The sequence below is a fragment of the Leptothoe spongobia TAU-MAC 1115 genome, from assembly GCF_018739885.1.
GTDB lineage: Bacteria > Cyanobacteriota > Cyanobacteriia > Phormidesmidales > Phormidesmidaceae > Leptothoe > Leptothoe spongobia.
This window is the reverse complement of the sequence record NZ_JADOES010000018.1, coordinates 41,682-59,941: the sequence shown is the minus strand read 5'-3', so window position 1 is coordinate 59,941 and position 18,260 is coordinate 41,682. Positions and strand designations below refer to the sequence as shown.

Sequence of the window (18,260 nt, the reverse complement as noted above, 5' to 3'; positions counted from 1 at the left end):
TTTCCGGTCTCTCCCATCTATCTTTGTTTGAGAACGAGTAGAGTAATGTCATCTAAGATTTTCTGCTGACCAATATGATTGGCCACATCTTGAATAACAGCTGCTCTAATTTCTTGTGCCGTTCGCTGATAGGTGTTCATAATGACATCGCACAGCCGGTTTAAGCCATACATCTCTCGCTCCATATTTCTCGATTCGGTAATCCCGTCAGTGTAGAGTACAACCACGTCGTCGGTCTCTAGATGAATTTGAGTATGTGCCAGGAAATCATCGATGTCTTCTTCGAGGGCAATGGGAAAGCCTAAATTAACGGTGTCAATTTGTTCTAGGGAACCATTGGCACGAACAATTAGTACATCTTCATGTTGACCGCTTAGATATAAGGTGCCTTGTTTATAGTCTAATAAACTAAGGGTCATGGTTTTATCGGAATTGATCCGCTGCACATTGTGATAGATAGAGCGGTTGAGTGCACTTAGAAACTCTTCAGGTTTGGTTGTATCACTTTCTAACAGGGTTCTAACAGCGGTCTGTACCATGATCATGATTAATCCGCTTTCTAAGCCATGGCCGGTGACATCGCCAATGCCAATTTTGAGATGTCCGTTGTGACCTGATACAACATCGTAGTAGTCCCCTCCTACATCATCACATGGGTCCATGTAACCAGCGATATCTAAATCTTCAATCACCTGGAGTTCATGCTCTGGCGGTAAGATCATTTTCTGCAGACGACGGGTGATATCGAGTTCAGTTTTAATGCGCAGGTTTTCTGTCTTAAGCTTTTGATTGAGAATCGTTATGGTGGTAGAGGCTGCCACCCCCAAGGCTATAACCGGTGGCACTAGAGGAATCCATCCTCCCCTGAGCATGAGCAAAAAACAAAAAACATAGAGACCAACGGCTACGCCCAAGACCGCTAGACTTAGTCGCCAGGGATGACGGATGTACCAGGCCAGTATGCTACCAATGCCGGCCCAGGCGATTACCCAAAGGGCTTCAAAGGGAGTAGGCCAAACCCAAATGAGTGATCGGTTATCTAAAACGGCACTCAAAATTTGGCTGGTGGATTGGGCATGAATTTCCACCCCTGGCATCTTTTGGGCATCGCTGAGGGCCTGACTATAAGGGGTATAAAAGTCATCCCCTGCTTGGGGGGTGAGGTAGCCAATGAAAACAATGCGATCGCGAATCCAGTCAGGATCAACCCGGTCTGACAAAACATCCTCCAGGGTGACTAACTGAGCCGCCTGCCGAGCCGATCGATAATTGAGCATGATCTGATAGCCCGCTGTATCAGTCGTTTGATAACCGCTAAACTTGGACGTCAGCTGAGGCAGCGTTGTATTACCCAGGCGTAAATCCCCTTGGTTAGTGAGTTCTGGATGGATATCTTCACCGGCCAAATAGTAAAAAGCAGTTTGTAAACTTAGGGAGAAAATGGAATCGGGACCACTGCAAAGATGCCCTGGTTGATTGGCCAGTCCTCCAGCCGGAGTTGGCGGATCCATCCAGAACAAGACCCGACGTAGCACCCCACCCGAGTCAATGACCAAGTCGGCAAACCCAACAAAGTTACTGGTTACCCCAGGCGGCGGCGGCACCCCCAAAGAGTCCTGGCTACTGGCTTTACAAACGGTGATAATGTTCTCACTCGCGGTCAACCTCTTAAGCAGTGAGTCTCGGCCTGGTTCCAGAGGGACATCGCGCATAATGTCCAGACTAATCACCCGAGGAGAGTATTGTTCTAGTTTGTCTAAAAGCTGGTCGACCGCTTGATCGTTGAGGGGCCACTGGTTGAGCTTTTGGATATCATTTTCGGTCACCCCGACGATGAGTAATCGAGGATCTATGCTTTCCTCAGGGCGTAGGCTAATGAAATGGTCGTAAGCCGCTAGCTCTAACTTTTCTAATCCCCCCAGGTGACGAATGGCAAGTACGGACGAGGCAACAATTAAACTAGTCAGCACAACAGGTTGCCCCAATTGGATCAAACGATGGGGCCGTGGAAGATCACGTACTTTCTGAATTAACGGCAGGCGAACAAGTGTTTTTTTCAGAACCTGAATCGGATTTTTAAGGCTACCTGGTTTAATTTTGCATCCTCCTAATCGGTGTATTGGAGCTGTGTCGTGCTTGAATTTAGGCTAATTTTATCTGTCATGGCTGGGCATTTTATACAGCCATTCCTCCAAGACTTGACAACCTTAGCCGAAAGCTTATTTGAAGTATTATGACGTTTGTGGGTTAGCAAACGATCATGAGACGAACCTGAAATCAATATTAATTGATTTGTAGAAGATCCTACTCTCTAGAAGAATACTAAGATTTTTAGACCATTCTTGCCAATTGCCAAAATTTGATGTCAGAGAGGTTACAAAAAATTGTTTTAAGTCAGGTGGGATCAGCATCCCTGTTACTATTTTGCCAAAGATTGTCAATCTCTTGACTGTAACTACTTAAACCTACCGATATGAAGCGTATGCTGTGGCCGATTAATATGGGCACTTGTCTGACGGTATTAACTGTTGGACTGGCCACTGTGGGTAGCATCATGGGGCCTACTTTGGCCCAAGGACGTCTGGATTTTAAACCTACGTCAACGGGGGCTCCAGGGAATCGTGAGTCAGGGGCAAATCGCAGCGGAGCCTGTACTCGCACCGAACAAGGTTTGGTTGCGCTGATGCCGGACAATAATTTGGCGCAAACGACGGCATCCCATCCAGTCATGTATGCTTACTTTCCGGAAAGTACGGCGCAGTTTGCAGAGTTTGCTCTCTACGAAGAGGGATCGGGGGAGCTACTGTACGGAACGCTGTTTAATGTCACTGGCAACTCAGGTTTAGTTGCGATTGCTGTGCCTGATCGGGCTACGGTGTCGCCATTGCGGGTAGGCCAGCGCTATGATTGGTCCCTTTCGTTAATTTGCAATATTCGAGATCGCGCTAGCGATATGATTGTGCAGGGTAGCTTTGAGCGAGTTAGTAGCGGAAATATAAATCAGCAGCTGCAAGGGGTGTCTGTTGGTCAGCAGCCGTTTATTTATGCTGCCGCAAGTCTATGGCCAGAAACTCTGACTAGTGTGTTAGAAGCTAGTCAGGGTAATCGAGCGACTGCTGAGCAAAATCTCAAGGACCTCTTGCAATCAGTGGGGCTGGTGGATTTGGTGGATGAATCTCTGCTGCCTTAATTTTGGGACATGCTCTTTGAATGAGCTTGAATCATTAACATTTTGAAGTTTTTAAAGAGGTCTAGAAAACAATAAATATTGTTTTCTAGACCTTTAATCTTGCGGTGATCTCTTCATGGATGACTGCAAATGTTCAATGAAAATTTATACACTGTTTCGATATTCTAGGTGATATTATTCATAGCCTTGTACCGTGTCTCAGTTAAATCCCTGGTCTTTTCTTGAAGAGACTGTGGTTCGTTATCTGTAAACGGCTTATTTAAGGGGACAAGTTAGCTTTGACTTTAGTGATTTAGCTATAGCACGAGAAGCGCAAAACTCAATGATTTTGATGCTCAATGAGTTGATGTCACATGACTCATTTTGATTGAGTTGCTTCGGTTGCCAAGGCTTGAATTAGATTTCGTATACCGGAAAAAAATTAAGGCTGATCTTTTCCGGTAAATTCCACCGAGTTTGGTCTGGATCGATAACCCTTGAGTCAATGCGCGAGAATATTGGCATTTATCAACTTGATACAGTGTTTTTAGAACTAAGGAAGTATAGGTCAACTTTTTAGGCTTGCTAGCTCAACCTTATACGCACTTCATCAAATTAAAAGCACTATATCTTCAAACTAAGTTGTGGATAACCTCCTCGTTTTAATCATCTATTTTTGAGGATTTTTAGCAATGAGCCTCAGTATGAATTCACCTGTCGATAGCCTCCTCTCAGATACTCTTTTGGTAACGAACGGTGATGCCGTTTTGAATGGAGGCAGACTGCTTTTAACAGATGCATCAAATCCTCATACTAATCCCATTTATCAGCAAGGTACTGCGTTCTTACAAGTTGATGTAGCGCAGACAGAATCTTGGGAAGCTTTCTTTACTTTTCAAGTGAGTGATTCAGGTGGTATCACTGGCCCAGCTCAAGATGTCGGCGTGGAGGCTGGAGCCGACGGTCTTGTGTTTATGCTCCAAAGCATTGGCCCCCACTCCCTTGGAGCATCAGGAGAAGGGTTAGGCTATTTGGGTATTGACGATAGCTTTGCCGTTGAGTTCGATACCTGGACAAATCCCAACAGATTAGATCCGAATAGTAATCATCTTGGCATTAATGTAAATGGATCTGTTCAGTCGATCAAGACCCAAAGCCTACCGGGGGTGATCTTCGAAAATGCCGATGAAATGCCTGTCAATGCCTGGGTCAATTATGATGGGGCCGAGCGTGAGCTGAATGTTTATGTCAGTGCTGCTGATGGCAATGACGATCCATCACGACCAGGGAGTCCGAGTATAACGATCGATTTTGATGATCCTGATGGCGATGGCGATGAATCTGATCGGATTGATTTGGACTCTAGTTTTGGTACAGGAGCCAATTGGATTGGATTTGGCGCGGCCACTGGAGCTGCCTATGCTACCCATGAAATTTTAGATTTTGAATTCAGAAAATCGTCATTATCGATTACAAAGGACTTTGTGATTGAAGGGGCTGACAATGAACTGCTACCTTTCAGTACCATAGCTTTAGGTCAAAACCGCCTACTAAGATTTGAAGTAGAAAACAGTTCTGATCATGCTGTCTCCTTTGACTTAGCTGACAGTATTATTGGTTCGGGTTTAGAGTTTAACCCAGGCACACTAGAGACGTCTGATCCGGATATCACCTCTGTTCATGTCAATAAGTTTGATCGCGATGAACTAGAGTTAACAGCAACATTGGCTGGTAATTCAACTGGGACTTTTTTCGTTGAGGTCCAAGCATTGTTGCCTGACGAACCGCTGGTAGAAGTTCCGGTTTCAGCCCTGACAGGCATCGCCAATGACATCGCAACTTACGGCGGCAGGGTCTTAGACGGTTCGTTCTTGCTCTATGAATCGTTGATCGCAGACCGACTTGATACTGATAATGATCACCAAATTGATCAGATTGTTTTAGAGGCAGAAAAATATACCAATACGGTTGTGGTGACTGAAGCTGAAACAGGAATCACCGTACAAGATGAGGAAACCGTTCATCTAGCATTTGGGGAAGTTGATGTCACAGATGTTGGTAATTTCTTTATTGTAGATGGCAGTATTGGGACGGGGTCAACCAACTGGGGACCTTGGGGATGGGATGGTGTCAATACATCTGAGGCTGGAACTCTTCCTAATGGTGAGCTGTTTTTAAAGTTTGTCGAAGATCCAAATTTTAATTTACTAGAAACAGAAGGGGCTGCTGCGTTCTTCCAACAGTTTGTCGACGGCATCGAACAATTAGAGAATGGCAGTCTTAGAGTGGTTGGAGATGAAACCGTTCCCGAGATATCTGAAACCATAGACTTAGTATTTGGTGAATTAGCCAATACGACAGCGGTATCTGCGGACGGTAATTTAGATGGCCTTTCTGGCCCTGTCACGGTTGATACATCAATGGTTTCCGCCTTAACGTGGAGTGAAAACGATGAGGACGGGATTAGTACGTTAATCTTTAATAATTGGGAAAATGGTGACAAAGTTACTATTAATGAACCCAAACATTACAAAGCGTATAGATCTTACGGTTCTAACCAGAGTGGCTCCACGACATTTAGCCCGTTTGCCGATCTGATCGCCAGTTCTAATGATCCTGAAGAGACCCTGAAGGTGAAAGTTGATCTATCTAGGTCTAAAAAACGCTCTGCCAAGGATTTCTTTGATGCCTCAGCCAATAAATTTAGCAGCAATATAGAGGTCACCGTTAAAACCGGTAATGGTAAGGATAAAGTGACAGACTTTGGTCTTAGTGTTGGAGAAAAGCTCAGCACTGGCAAGGGTAACGATACGTTAATCCTATTTAGTGGTGTCCATGCCCATACGGGGGCAGGAAAAGATCAGGTCTATGTCTCAGTAGATTTTTTGCTTAATCCGCCTGACTCAGTCGTATCTACAGGTGACGAATTAGCATCTACGGTCAAAGACTTTAACAAACGGCAAGATAAAATCTTCTTGCAAACAACAGAGTTCACTATTGATGACTTTGTTTACTCCCATAATGCAGGGGATTTAGAAATCAGACTCGGAAGTGATACCAGTGATCCCGGTAAGTTGATTTTGACCCTAGAACACACTACGATACGAAACCGTCATAGTTTTGAGCGTAGTGTTTCTGTAACGCCTGATTTGCCATTTCATACTGCTTTGGACATCTAAGTCACAGGTTGATAACTACCAGATAGGCAGAAGCTACCATTAGCCCCATTCTCAATGTGCTTGTCTATTGAGAATGGGGCATTGGTATTTAGAGGGCAGGGGGAGTCCACAAACATCAGACTGGTTTTAGCTCAGTGCGATCGCTCCATGGTTACTAAACCCTACAACTTCATAAATACTTACTAAGCAAAGACCCTATTCCCCAGGTTTTTCACGGTACACTTATCCGCAAAGTCACTCCAAATCTACACTAAGGGTTACAGCCATGCAGCAAGGAACGAAATTTGCATTCATGGGCATTGTAGCTGTTAGTCACTTGGCTGTAGGTAGTTTAGGTATCGCTGCTCCCGCCTATGCCCAGCTAATTCCAGATCATTCTCTAGGCATTGAAAGTTCTGTTATTACCCCTGCTGTTCCCTTCGGTAATGGGTTCACGGATCGAATTGATGGAGGAGCTATTCGATCTGGGAATCTCTTTCACAGCTTTTTAGAATTTAATGTGCAAAATGGACAACAGGTGCATTTTGCCAATCCAACTGCTATCGAAAATATCTTTAGCCGAGTGACTGGAGTCAACTCATCCAGTATCTTAGGCACCCTTGGCACCTTGGGGCCAGCTAACTTATATCTGGTTAACCCCAACGGTATTCTCTTTGGCCCTAATGCCCAGCTGGATGTGCGTGGCTCATTTGTGGGTACCACAGCTAACGGAGTTACCTTTGACAACGGCTATATTTTTAGTGCCCTAAATCCGGATGTTCCCCCTCTGCTAGCAATTAACTCACCGATGGGGCTAAGCAGTTGGCTGCCTGCTATGGGAAATATTACGAACGAGGGCAATTTAACTGTGGGGCAAGATCTTACCCTGCAAGGATTGAGTCTGAATCTGCACAGTCAACTAGAAGCAGGAGAAAATTTAACACTAGTAGCTACAGATAACCTGACGGTCAGGGATAGTGACAGTCAGCCATTGATCGCTTCAGCGGGTAAAAACCTAACTCTGCAAGGTGAAACCATTGACCTATATATTCTTCAGCATCCAGGCAGTGGTCTGATCTCTGGCAATGATATAACGTTGATTTCACCCAATTCCATTCGAGCCGATGCTCACTTTACAACAGGGGGAGAATTTCAAGCCCAAGACCTTGATGGTAGTCCAGCGAATGTATTCAGTCTAGAAGACCCGATTGTTTTGGCGGTGGGTAACGTTACCCTGGCGGACTACGTAGGGCCTTCCCTGCATGTATTGGCAGGGGGCAATGTCCAAATGGGTAATGTCTTGATTACTGGCCCTGATACGGGAACTACCACTATTAACCCCAATAACAATACACTTATTCCTGGGACAACAACTCCTTACAGTGCCCTCAGTAACGTCACATTATCCGACGGTACAACAACATTAGAGATTAGTGGTAACACTCAGGCTACGCTTGATGTGAGGGCAGGTGTTGACTGGACTCAGGCTCCGTTTACCAGGGAGCCTGGGATCGGAGCACCCACTGTTGATCCCGCTGGTGCAGTCACTATAAATGATCCAGGTGGCACCCCTGGCTCTGACATTACTGTAGGTAATATCGGTATTGGACAACCCGGTGGATTGGTATTGCTGACTAATCAGTATCAGCCCAATGCAAATTTACCCGCTGGGACGATCGAAGTAATTTCGATTACAGGTCAGTTTCCCCCTCCTGCTGGTGCTGGCAGTAATATTGTTATTGATGCTCGGGGTGATATTTCTCTCCCTGCCCCTGCCCCTATCTCCTCGGTGGGTGCTCCAGGAGGAAGTATCACCCTAAGAAGCGAAACTGCTATTCGGCAGCCTGAAGATAATGCACTTATACAAAGCGTTTCTTTAGCTGGAACCGGAGGAGATATTACTCTGGTGGCCCCCATTATCAACTTGGGTGGCAATGCTTCGACGGTATTTGTCGGAGCATTTGGTCCTGGTCAAGGGGGGGACTTTAATGTAGAAGCAGACTCATTTCAGTCTGACTTTTCTAGTATAGGCGCTATATTGGTTGGCCCCGGTAATGGTGGACAAGCTGGCAATGTCAATATTAACAGTGATTCAATTTTCTTAGATGAAGTCCAGTTGCTCAGTGGAGTTGTACAACCTGGGGCTTCAGGAAATTCAGGTGATGTCACTATCAATACTGATTCGCTAGTTGCTATTAATGGCACTCTGATTGGCTCTTTAACTGCTGGTAATGGCAATGCGGGAAATGTGAATGTAGTGGCTGATTCCATATCACTATCAGGTTTTAGAGTGCTACCTCCAGCTATTTTCGAAGCCACTGGCATTTTTAGTACCGTTGAACCCGGTGCAGTGGGTATGGGAGGCAACATTGATATCACCACCAACTCACTATCTCTGCAAAATGCAGCTCAAATCAGAACTAGTTCAGACGCCATGGGCAATGCTGGGAGTGTTGTTATCCGAGCAGAAGATATCACCATAGATGGTGCTGTTTTTATTCCAGAAATTTTAGCAATACCCAATGCAATACCGACTTTACCCAGTGCAATCCTGAGCGAAATGCGTCCAGGGTCAGATGGTCAAGGCGGCCCTATCGACATTACCACCACCACATTAGCGGTGACCAACGGTGGCACCATTAGTGCCAGTACCCAATCGGGTGATGCTGGCAGCGTTACGATTACAGCGACTGAGTCCGCCAGCTTTGACGGCTTGGTTTCGTTTGCAGCGGTGGGTGAAGATGCTCGCCATAGTGGTGCTAGTGTCGAAACCTTAGAACAAGCCACTGGAGATGGCGGCCTACTGGAGATTACCACACCTAATCTGGCTGTGATCAATGGCGCTCAGCTGGAAGCAACGACTGCCGGTGTAGGGGCGGCTGGCGATATCAAACTGAACGTTAGTGATACTGTTTTGGTGGATGGTGTTGACAGTGCTATCGAGGCTAACACGACACCTGATTCTACTGGTATTGGCGGAGATGTGATTATTGATCCTCGGCTAGTGCTAGTGCAAAACGGCGGCCGGATTGCGGTGGATAGTCAGGGGGCTGGTGAAAGTGGCAATATTGTTATTACCTCTGAGCAACTACGCCTGGATCAAGGTCTGATCTCAGCTGAAGCTGACAGTGCCGATGGTGGCAACATTACCCTTAATCTGGGTCCTATTTTACTTTTGCGTAATGGCAGTAACGTCTCTGCAACTGCGGGGCGCGATCAGGGCTTTGGCAATGGTGGGAACGTTGCCATTACGACTGTCGATGGCTTTGTGGTGGCGGTGGATACCGAAAATAGTGACATTACGGCCAATGCTTTCCTGGGCAACGGTGGGAATGTTACCGTCAATACACAGGGGTTGTTTGGCATTGAGTTTCGGCCAGCCTTAACTCCCTTGAGCGATATTACAGCTAGTTCTGACTTTGGCCTCCAGGGAAGTGTCACCATTGAAACACCGGATATTGATCCTAGTGATGATTTAGTGCAACTGCCCACAGGGCTAGTAGATGCCTCCCGACTAGTTGCCCAAGGTTGTGGTGCAGGGGCTAGCGATATAGCGACGGCCTTGGGTGAGTTTACTGTGACCGGTCGGGGCGGGCTGCCACCATCACCTGAGCAGCTCAATCCTCAAAGCGACCTGGCAGTTTGGGAAACCCTAGATGATGCTCCCAATACCCCAACGACGGTAACCCAGGGCTCTGCTTCCTCAACGGTCAAACATCAGTCTATAGAGCCCAGGCAAATTATTGAGTTTCAGGGGTGGGTTGTAGACGACAATGGTGAAATTGTGCTGACGGCAGAGGCGACGTCTGTCACACCTCATAACCCTTGGCAGTCAAGCTTCACCTGCCAGACTCAAGGTTAAATCGATTGGAAGTAACTGTCGATCGCATCATCTCTCCTCTATGAACTCTGTGTCCTCTAAACTGAATGACCTTTCGCCGAATGACCTGGCTGCAGAGAATGAACGCTTGCGTCAGGCACTATTAGTGGCCCAGAGCGAACGCGAAAGCCTAGAGACATTAATCAATATTGTGACAGAACATTCCACTGTGCTGGAGAACTCACTCAATCAGCAAAAGCGGGAAATGGCTAGTTACATTCAGCAGGTGAAAATTGTTACGTCAGCAGCTGCGGCTGTTCAGTGTGATGCGTTTACCCCTGAGCACTTAGAAACAGTTATCGGTCGTACTGACGAGTTGGGCACCCTGGCCCAGGTATTTACAGAAACTGTGTTGGCTGTCAAAGCTCATGAGCAAACATTAATCAAAAACAATCAACATTTAGAACAACTCCTGCAAGCCTATAGTCGGTTTGTGCCCCAGGAGTTTCTCCATTTTTTGCAAAAAGAGAGCGTGATCGACTTACATCTGGGGGATCATGTAAGTAAAGAAATGGCTATCTTGTTTTCTGATATTCGTGACTTTACGACCCTGGCCGAGACCATGACTCCGCAGGAAAACTTTAACTTTATCAATAGTTACTTAGGGTACATTAGCCCAGAAATCGCCAACCATAATGGCTTGATTATGAAATATATGGGGGATGGCATCATGGCTGTCTTTCCCGATGGAGTAGATGATGCTCTACAAGCCAGTATTGTTCAGGCTCAACGGTTACGAGACTATAACCAACAGCGCGAGTCCAAAGGCCATATGCCGCTAAATGTGGGCACGGGGATCCATGTGGGACAGATGATGGTAGGTATTGTGGGTGAGAACCATCGCATGCAGTTGGATGCCATGGCTGACAACGTGAACCTGACAGCCCGCTTGGAGGGATTGACTAAATACTATGGGGTGCAACTGCTGATTTCAGAAGACGTCCTCCAGAAACTAACAGATGTTGCTCGTTACTCAGTGCGACTCATTGATCGGGTCATTGTCAAAGGTCGTCACACTCCTATCACTATTTACGAGGTGCTCGATGCGGAAGAAGAGACGGTGCGGACCAACAAGCTCAAAACACTGCCAGAGTATTTGCAGGCTCTAGATTTTTATCAGCAGGGGCAGTTGCTCAAAGCCCAGGCTTGTTTTCATAAGGTTCTTCAGGCAAATCCCACTGATAAAGCTGTGCAGCTTTATCTAGAACGTTTACAGCTTCTCCAGCAGCAGGACTTGCCTGATAATTGGCAGGGGATCTGGGAGTTTAAACAGAAATAGGATACCTAATCCTTTGGGAGAATAATCGGAGATTTAATCATCCTGTTTTAGTAAACACATATCTACTAGTTCAGCGATTTTTGTATACTCATAGTCTTTGGCAAAAGCCATGAGCTGCTTGGTAAGCGATATCTGAGACGGAGGGATGTCTTTCAATAATACGTTTACTTGCTTGCCGTTGAGCCGCTGAGCTGCCTGATGTAGCTTGGTCAGCCAGTCTGGAGGCATGGTAGCCAATGCTGTAACGATAGTATTGTTCCTTGTCCCATTTAAAGGAGTCGTATCTTTTCCTACGAGTGTCGTGTCGTTGGGCTGTTGATCAGCATCAGTAGAAGGTACACTCCTCTCTGTTTTGCCTGACTGGGGAGATAAAGAGATCAGTACTTGAGCTGTAAAGGTAAAGGTGCTTCCTTGGCCACGTTGGCTAATAACCTGGATATCCCCACCCATTAGCTGGGCTAGCTGTTGACTAATGGGTAACCCTAAGCCAGTTCCTATCTTTGAGTTTTCGCCACTTTTAGTTTGTTCAAAGGGAATAAACAGTTTGTGTAACTCAGATTCGGAAATTCCTTCGCCTGTATCTTTAATTTCAAACTGTAGCGATAGTACATCTTGTTGATGCGCTGTATAGGCGACATGCAGGGCTATGTGACCAGTTTGGGTAAACTTTAAGGCATTTCCCAATAAATTAATCAACACTTGTCGAAGTTTTGAGGCATCTCCCATCAGTTCGTTTGGTATAGTGGGTGCAATTTTAATTAAAAATTGCAGGCCTTTTTGTTCTATACGCAGTCGGAATAAAGACTCAATCGTGGTGATTAGATCATCCAAAGCAAAGGGAGCCTGATGCAAAATTTGTTTGTTAGACTCCAGCTTGGCCATAGATAAGATGTCATTGATCAATTCAAGCAAATGTTCTCCACTCTGGCTGATCATCTGCACCCGCTTCTGACTCATTTCAGAGATGTTGGTATCTTTGGCAACAAGTTGACTAAACCCTAAAATGGCGTTGAGGGGTGTTTTAAGTTCGTGACTCATGTGGGCAAGAAAGTTGCTTTTGGCACGACTGGCGGCTTCTGACACTTCTTTGGCTTGGTTGAGTTCTACGTTGGACTGCCGTAATTCAGCGGTGCGTTCAGCGACGGTTACTTCCAGATCAGATTTTGCATTTTCTAGAATGGCAACGGTCTGTTGCTGGGCTTTAATTTTTGTTTGAATGACTCGATCGTATTGGTAAAAGGCTGCCAGTCCAGCACTGTTTAGCAATAGGCTGGCAACTGCCGGTACCCAGGGAATCCACCAACCTGTGAGCAGCATGATATAGCTAATGCCAGTGATAGTGACAGTGCTAAGGGATACCCACAGTAAGCCGTGGAGAGGCTGACGAATATATCCTGCAAAGGCAATACCGACTAAACCCCAGCCGATGATCCAGAGATATTCTTCTGGATCTGACCAGCTTCTCAACAAGGGACGTTGCTCAAGAACTGCGCTAATAATTTGGCTAACTGCATGGGCCTGAATTTCGACGCCATAGACAAAGTCTAGCTCTGGACTAATGACAGATTGGGTTGCTGCGTTGGTATAGTCTTTGATGCTAGGTGTAGTCACACCAATGAGGACAATGCGATCGCGAACCCAATCAGGATTCACATTGCCTGCTAATACATCCTGAAATGTCACGACCCTAAAGGGGCGATCACTTTGGCGAAAATTGAGTAACGTTTGAACCATCCCTGGCTCAGCGCCTGCATTCACATAGCCCCCGAAATTGGGGTGAACTCGATGCAGTTCAGCGTTGCCAAATCTCATGGCGTCGGGATCTTGTTGGCCATTTTCCAGAAAAATCTGTTCTTGTTCTAGATAACTCTGAGCCAACAATAAGGCTAAAGAAAAACGGAAGCCCTCTTCAGTTTGGGTTCCCAAAATCATGCGACGTTGCCAACCATCTTGATCGTAAATTGCATCGACAAATCCGATCTTTTCTGGTGGTAAGGTGTGGGTAGCTGGCAGGGGAGGGATCAGGACTTTATTGATACCAATAATATTGGGGATGTCCTGAAGCGTTGCTTGCAATTCATCATGACCCGGTTCTACCGGCAGGTCTCTAAATAAATCTAAACCAATAACCTGTGGCTCGTGACTATGGAGCGTACGGAGCACTTTGGCAAGGGGACGATCGGGGATGGGATAGGTCCCGATGGATTGGATGGTTTCCTCGTTGATGCTGACCAGTAAGATGCGCTCGTCGGTGGGTTCTTGGGGGTGCGATCGCAAAAATGCATCCAAAGCTTTCCACTCTAAGGGTTGGAATGCCCCTGCCAATCGGCTAGCTGTAATTAATCCCAGAAACAGCAAACCGGGTAGCAGCCCAACTTGTAAAACTGCTATCTGGTTACAAATCCTGTTCCAGGTTCTATAAATCAATCAATCGTCTCCCGAAGATAGTGATGCTAGCTGCAACCAAAGTTTACATCGTCTCAAATCGTTCGAAACTATGCCCCGAAATCAAGGTCGGATCATAGTATGAAGTAAAGATGGGATTGCGATGGAAAGTAACAGAATTTTCTCATAGGAGCAAGCCATTAATAAGTTCCAAAAATAGATGTTGGAGAGACGTTCCATGGAACGTCTGTATATCCAGAATGTTGGAGAGACGTTCCATGGAACGTCTGTACATCCAGAATGTGGAAATTAATTGATTTTGATTCCATAGAGCTATGAAGTGATTTAAAGGTTTTCAATATATGACTATGAGATCCTCACAAAAGGGCCCTTGGTTTCCAAAATATTGTTATCAATTTATTCTGTTGAAGTAATTACGTAGTGACATATGTTACAAACGTCTAGATATAGGCTATATGTGCAAGAATAGTTAGAACTTGATCGGGCCTATGCTCAGGTTTGCCCATGGATACAAAACGTTTAACCATAGAACTTAGCGAGCAGGCATTGCAAAATTTAGTAGCCTATTGCGATCAGTCTGGCCTGGATTCATCCACCGTTATTCAATCTTACTTATTGACATTGGGAACGCCTCAATCCCTCCTTGCCAAGGAGCCTACTATTGCGTCCGACGATCAGCAGGCTGAGAACAACGTTCTTATGCAACTTCAAAAAACAATAAATGAGCTTGAACACGAAAAAATAGATTTAGAAATTCTGCTTGAAACTACTCTGGAACATTCTGATTACATTACGGATCAACTGCGTACTGCTAAAGTTGCTGCTGAGGCGGCAAACCAATCTAAAAGTACGTTTATAGCTAGGATGAGTCATGAGTTACGAACGCCCTTGAATGCAATTTTAGGGTTTAGCCAACTGTTAGAAAATACTCAGTCTCTAAATTCTCAACAACGAGAACAACTGGCGATCATCAATCGAAGTGGAGAGCATTTGCTGACTTTGATCAATGACATTTTAGAAATGTCTAAGCTTGAAGCCGGTAAGGTCACTGTTGATCCGAGCATCATTAATTTGCAAATACTTTTGCATGATTTACAAGCCATATTTGGTCTCAAAGCAGATGCCAAAGGGCTACAACTAATTCTCAGTCACTCTCCCGAGCTACCTCAATATATAGAGACAGATGCCGGAAAATTAAAACAAGTCTTAATCAATTTATTAGATAACGCCATTAAGTTTACAGAGAGTGGTCAGGTATGTCTTAAGGTTAGGTCTGAGCTGTTAACGGTTGAGCAGCAAGGGGATGTCCCTGCTAAAACAGCGTGCACTTTGTACTGCGAAGTTGAAGACTCTGGCCCTGGGATTGCCGAGACTGACCTCAACGTCATCTTTGCACCCTTTGAGCAAACTGAAGTAGGTCGTAATACTCACCAAGGAACTGGATTAGGATTATCGATCAGTCAGCAATTTATCCAACTGATGGGAGGTCAATTGATGGTCAACAGTCAGGTTGGAGTAGGCTCCAAGTTCGAATTTCATATTCCTGTTTACCAATGTTCAAAGTTGGATCTGTCTACAGAAGCGACTGTAGAACATGCTACTGAAGATCTACAAAATTGGCAGGAACAGCAAAATAAAAATAGAGAAGAATCTCCAACCGAGGGAGGAGGAGCATCGTCCGTTGTCACGGATGCACTTGAGGAGATGTTAGATGATATGTCACCTGAGTGGGTGAGCGAACTCCATCATGCCGCAGGTCAGTTAAAGGGGAAACGGGTGTTGCAGTTGATTGAGCAAGTGCCAGGAGAGAACGCTGCTCTTGCTCGGTATTTGAAAGAACTGGCCGAAAATTATCAGTTTGACAAGATCATTGAGGTGACAACGCGTTAAAAAGTAGCCTAGAGTTTCAACTTAGCTTAATGGCAGCGTGAAATAAAAGCAGCTGCCTTGACCTAAGGTGCTCTCGACCCAGATGTTGCCGCTGTGTTGCTCAATGATTTTGCGACAGATGGCGAGGCCCAATCCAGTCCCCCCGCTTGATCGAGTATCAGAGGAGTCCAGCTGCATAAAACGGTCAAAGATTGTTTCGCACTTTTCAGCTGGAATCCCTGGTCCTTGGTCACGAACTTGAAAACGCACCATGGATTCTATCTGATCAGGTTGGCTTAACAAGGATGTGTCAACCGTTAGCCAGATGGTAGTTCCGTCAGGAGAAAACTTAATGGCATTGTCAAGTAAGTTGGTCAGCACCTGTTGAATATGCTGGAGGTCGGCGACAAGTTCAAAACCAGGGTCAGAAACTTCCAGGGTGATATCTGCCTGTTCTGCCATGGGCTGCACTGCATCGGTTGCTTGGCTAGTCAGGTCTTGTGTATTGAGGCGTTGCTTTTTCAGTGAGCTTTTCCCCGACTCCAGACATTCAAAGTCTAAAATTTCGTCTACCAGCTTGACCAGCCGCTGAGAACTTTTTGCTACGGTCTGAAGCAGTAAATGTCCTTGCTCAGAATCACTGGCTACGAGGCCCTCGGTTATCAGCTTTAGCCCACCATCAATTGAGGTCAGTGGGGTACGTAGCTCGTGACCAACGATGTCAATAAACTCGCTTTTCATCCGATCAATGACAAGACGTTCGGTAATATCTTCGCCAATGCTCATGGAGCCGAGGATAGTATCGTTTCCATCACGCAGCAGAGTATTGTTCCAGGCAATCATGCGCTTTTCACCGGATCGGGTCAGGATGACGTTTTGATATTGCCTGGGAGTATCTGGCTGGGTGAGCAACTGTTGGAAGTATTGTATGAGCTGAGGTTGCTCAGATAAGGGCACAAACTGCTCAAACCAGTCTTTTCCGAGTACTTCTGCAGCGGTATAGTCTGTTAACTCTAAAAGAAAGGGATTGGCATAGTTGACTTTGCCGTTATTACTAATGCCAACTACCACCAGCGGCACATTTTCCAGCAGGGTACGCCAGCGATATTCGGCCTGATGTAGGTCTGCGGTACGCACTTCGACCTGGTTTGCCAGGTTGGCATTTGCCCGTTGTAGGTCTTTTTGAGTTATTTGGAGGGCTTGGAGGGTAGTTGTTAAGGTAACATTGGTCGCTGTCAGGCGTCTGTGGCTTTGCTCTAGTTGCTGGCTTAGACGACGTTGGTTTTCTAGCTCACAGGTACGATCTTCCCTCAGGGCCTGGTTTTCTGAGCGTAGCTGTTCTACTTTTTGTTGTAATAGTTCAACCGTCTGCTGGATTGCATTGGGGGCAAGGGCCTGCCATCGGCTGCTTTGGGTAATCAGACCGGCTATTGTGCCGTCAGGTATGCAGACTACCAAAGGCCGCACATGGTTTTGATTCATCTGTTGGTGGGCTATCCAGAGTGAATCTTGGGGCTGGATAGGCCGCAGAGGAGTGCTGATTACAGTCTGGGTCTGGGTCTGCCTAAAATCCAGGCCCATGATTTGAAACTGTACAATGTCTCGCTCGGTGATGATGCCGATGGGGCGATGTTTGGAGTCTGCAATCACCACACAGCTGACGCTGTGCTCAGCCATCTGTTGCACTATAGTCAGCAACGATGCCGTTTGGGGGGAGCAAATGACGTTGGGCTCCATGACCTCTTTGACTAATCTGAGTTTTAGCAGGCTGGAGGGGGGGAAGGCTTGCTCCAGGCTTTGTTGGGTAATGACGCCTGTCAGGTTATTGAGTTCATCAACTATGGGTAGATGACGTACCCGAGTTTTTTGCATCAGGTGCAAGATTTCAAAGGCGTCTTTGACCTCCTCAGCGGTTAGGGTAAGCAGTTCTTGGGTCATGACTGTGGCGAGTGTCATCCCTATGGTCGACTGCCCTGAGGCCAGGAGTTTTACCAGATCTCGCTCGGTGAAAATGCCAACGGGACACTGTTGTTCGGTGCTTAGGATATAACTGCTTTGGGCTTGATGCATCCGTGAGATCGCATCCTCAAGTGATATATCAGCCGTTACCGTTAGTGGTGTCGGGATAATGGCTCGACTGCCTATAGGTAGCAAGTCTGGAAATAACGAATCGACAAGCATCGTAAGCGTTTCAAACGGTCTTATTGAAAATCTTCCAAAAGACTGGTCAGTCATGCAAGTGGCTCACCAAATCAGTTCCCGTAGAAAGCTCGGGACAAAGCATAAAGTAGGTTCACGCCCTGCCAAAGCACAAGAACCTGAACTATATTTATTCTTAGCAGCCAATTGTGATGATCCTGTGAGTATATGGACTAATTAGCTCCTCACAATATCCTCATTTTGTTGTTCTACCTTTAAAAAATGAGAGTGGCTATAGGAGCGTAACCTAAGAAAAATGGCACTACTTTATCGGAAAAGATAACAAATCCCACTTTAAGA

The 18,260-nt window shown here is 46.0% G+C and carries 8 protein-coding genes; 5 read left to right on the top strand and 3 right to left on the bottom strand.

All coding sequences use genetic code 11. The annotated features are described in order from the left end of the window. Positions 1-17 precede the first annotated feature (17 nt). Positions 18-1,970, bottom strand: a complete 1,953-nt coding sequence (locus IXB50_RS10955) for a CHASE2 domain-containing protein (protein WP_215609005.1) — start codon at positions 1,968-1,970, stop codon at positions 18-20. 503 nt (positions 1,971-2,473) lie between these two features. Between IXB50_RS10955 and IXB50_RS10950 the strand changes: the two genes are divergently transcribed. The 4 genes from IXB50_RS10950 (at position 2,474) to IXB50_RS10935 (ending at position 11,486) form a co-directional block, all read left to right on the top strand. After that, positions 2,474-3,190, top strand: coding sequence for a DUF928 domain-containing protein (locus IXB50_RS10950; protein ID WP_215609004.1), 717 nt, complete (start codon positions 2,474-2,476; stop codon positions 3,188-3,190). 671 nt (positions 3,191-3,861) lie between these two features. Beyond that, the gene (locus IXB50_RS10945) at positions 3,862-6,348 is read left to right on the top strand and encodes an L-type lectin-domain containing protein (RefSeq protein WP_215609003.1); all 2,487 of its coding nucleotides are present in this window, start codon (positions 3,862-3,864) and stop codon (positions 6,346-6,348) included. A 265-nt stretch (positions 6,349-6,613) separates the two neighbouring features. Next, positions 6,614-10,189, top strand: a complete 3,576-nt coding sequence (locus tag IXB50_RS10940; RefSeq protein WP_215609002.1) for a two-partner secretion domain-containing protein — start codon at positions 6,614-6,616, stop codon at positions 10,187-10,189. Positions 10,190-10,229: 40 nt separating this feature from the next. Further along, positions 10,230-11,486 carry an adenylate/guanylate cyclase domain-containing protein gene (locus tag IXB50_RS10935; RefSeq protein ID WP_215609001.1) on the top strand — a complete coding sequence of 419 codons (1,257 nt, stop codon included), beginning with the start codon at positions 10,230-10,232 and terminating at the stop codon, positions 11,484-11,486. 33 nt (positions 11,487-11,519) lie between these two features. Here IXB50_RS10935 and IXB50_RS10930 read toward each other — a convergent pair whose 3' ends face one another. Next, positions 11,520-13,844 carry a CHASE2 domain-containing protein gene (locus tag IXB50_RS10930; protein WP_246564390.1) on the bottom strand — a complete coding sequence of 775 codons (2,325 nt, stop codon included), beginning with the start codon at positions 13,842-13,844 and terminating at the stop codon, positions 11,520-11,522. 552 nt (positions 13,845-14,396) lie between these two features. On the opposite strand from IXB50_RS10930, the gene IXB50_RS10925 reads away from it, so the two are divergent. Continuing rightward, positions 14,397-15,782 carry a sensor histidine kinase gene (locus IXB50_RS10925; protein ID WP_215608999.1) on the top strand — a complete coding sequence of 462 codons (1,386 nt, stop codon included), beginning with the start codon at positions 14,397-14,399 and terminating at the stop codon, positions 15,780-15,782. Between the two features lie 21 nt (positions 15,783-15,803). Here IXB50_RS10925 and IXB50_RS10920 read toward each other — a convergent pair whose 3' ends face one another. Next, the gene (locus IXB50_RS10920; RefSeq protein WP_215608998.1) at positions 15,804-17,942 is read right to left on the bottom strand and encodes an ATP-binding protein; all 2,139 of its coding nucleotides are present in this window, start codon (positions 17,940-17,942) and stop codon (positions 15,804-15,806) included. Positions 17,943-18,260 lie beyond the last annotated feature (318 nt).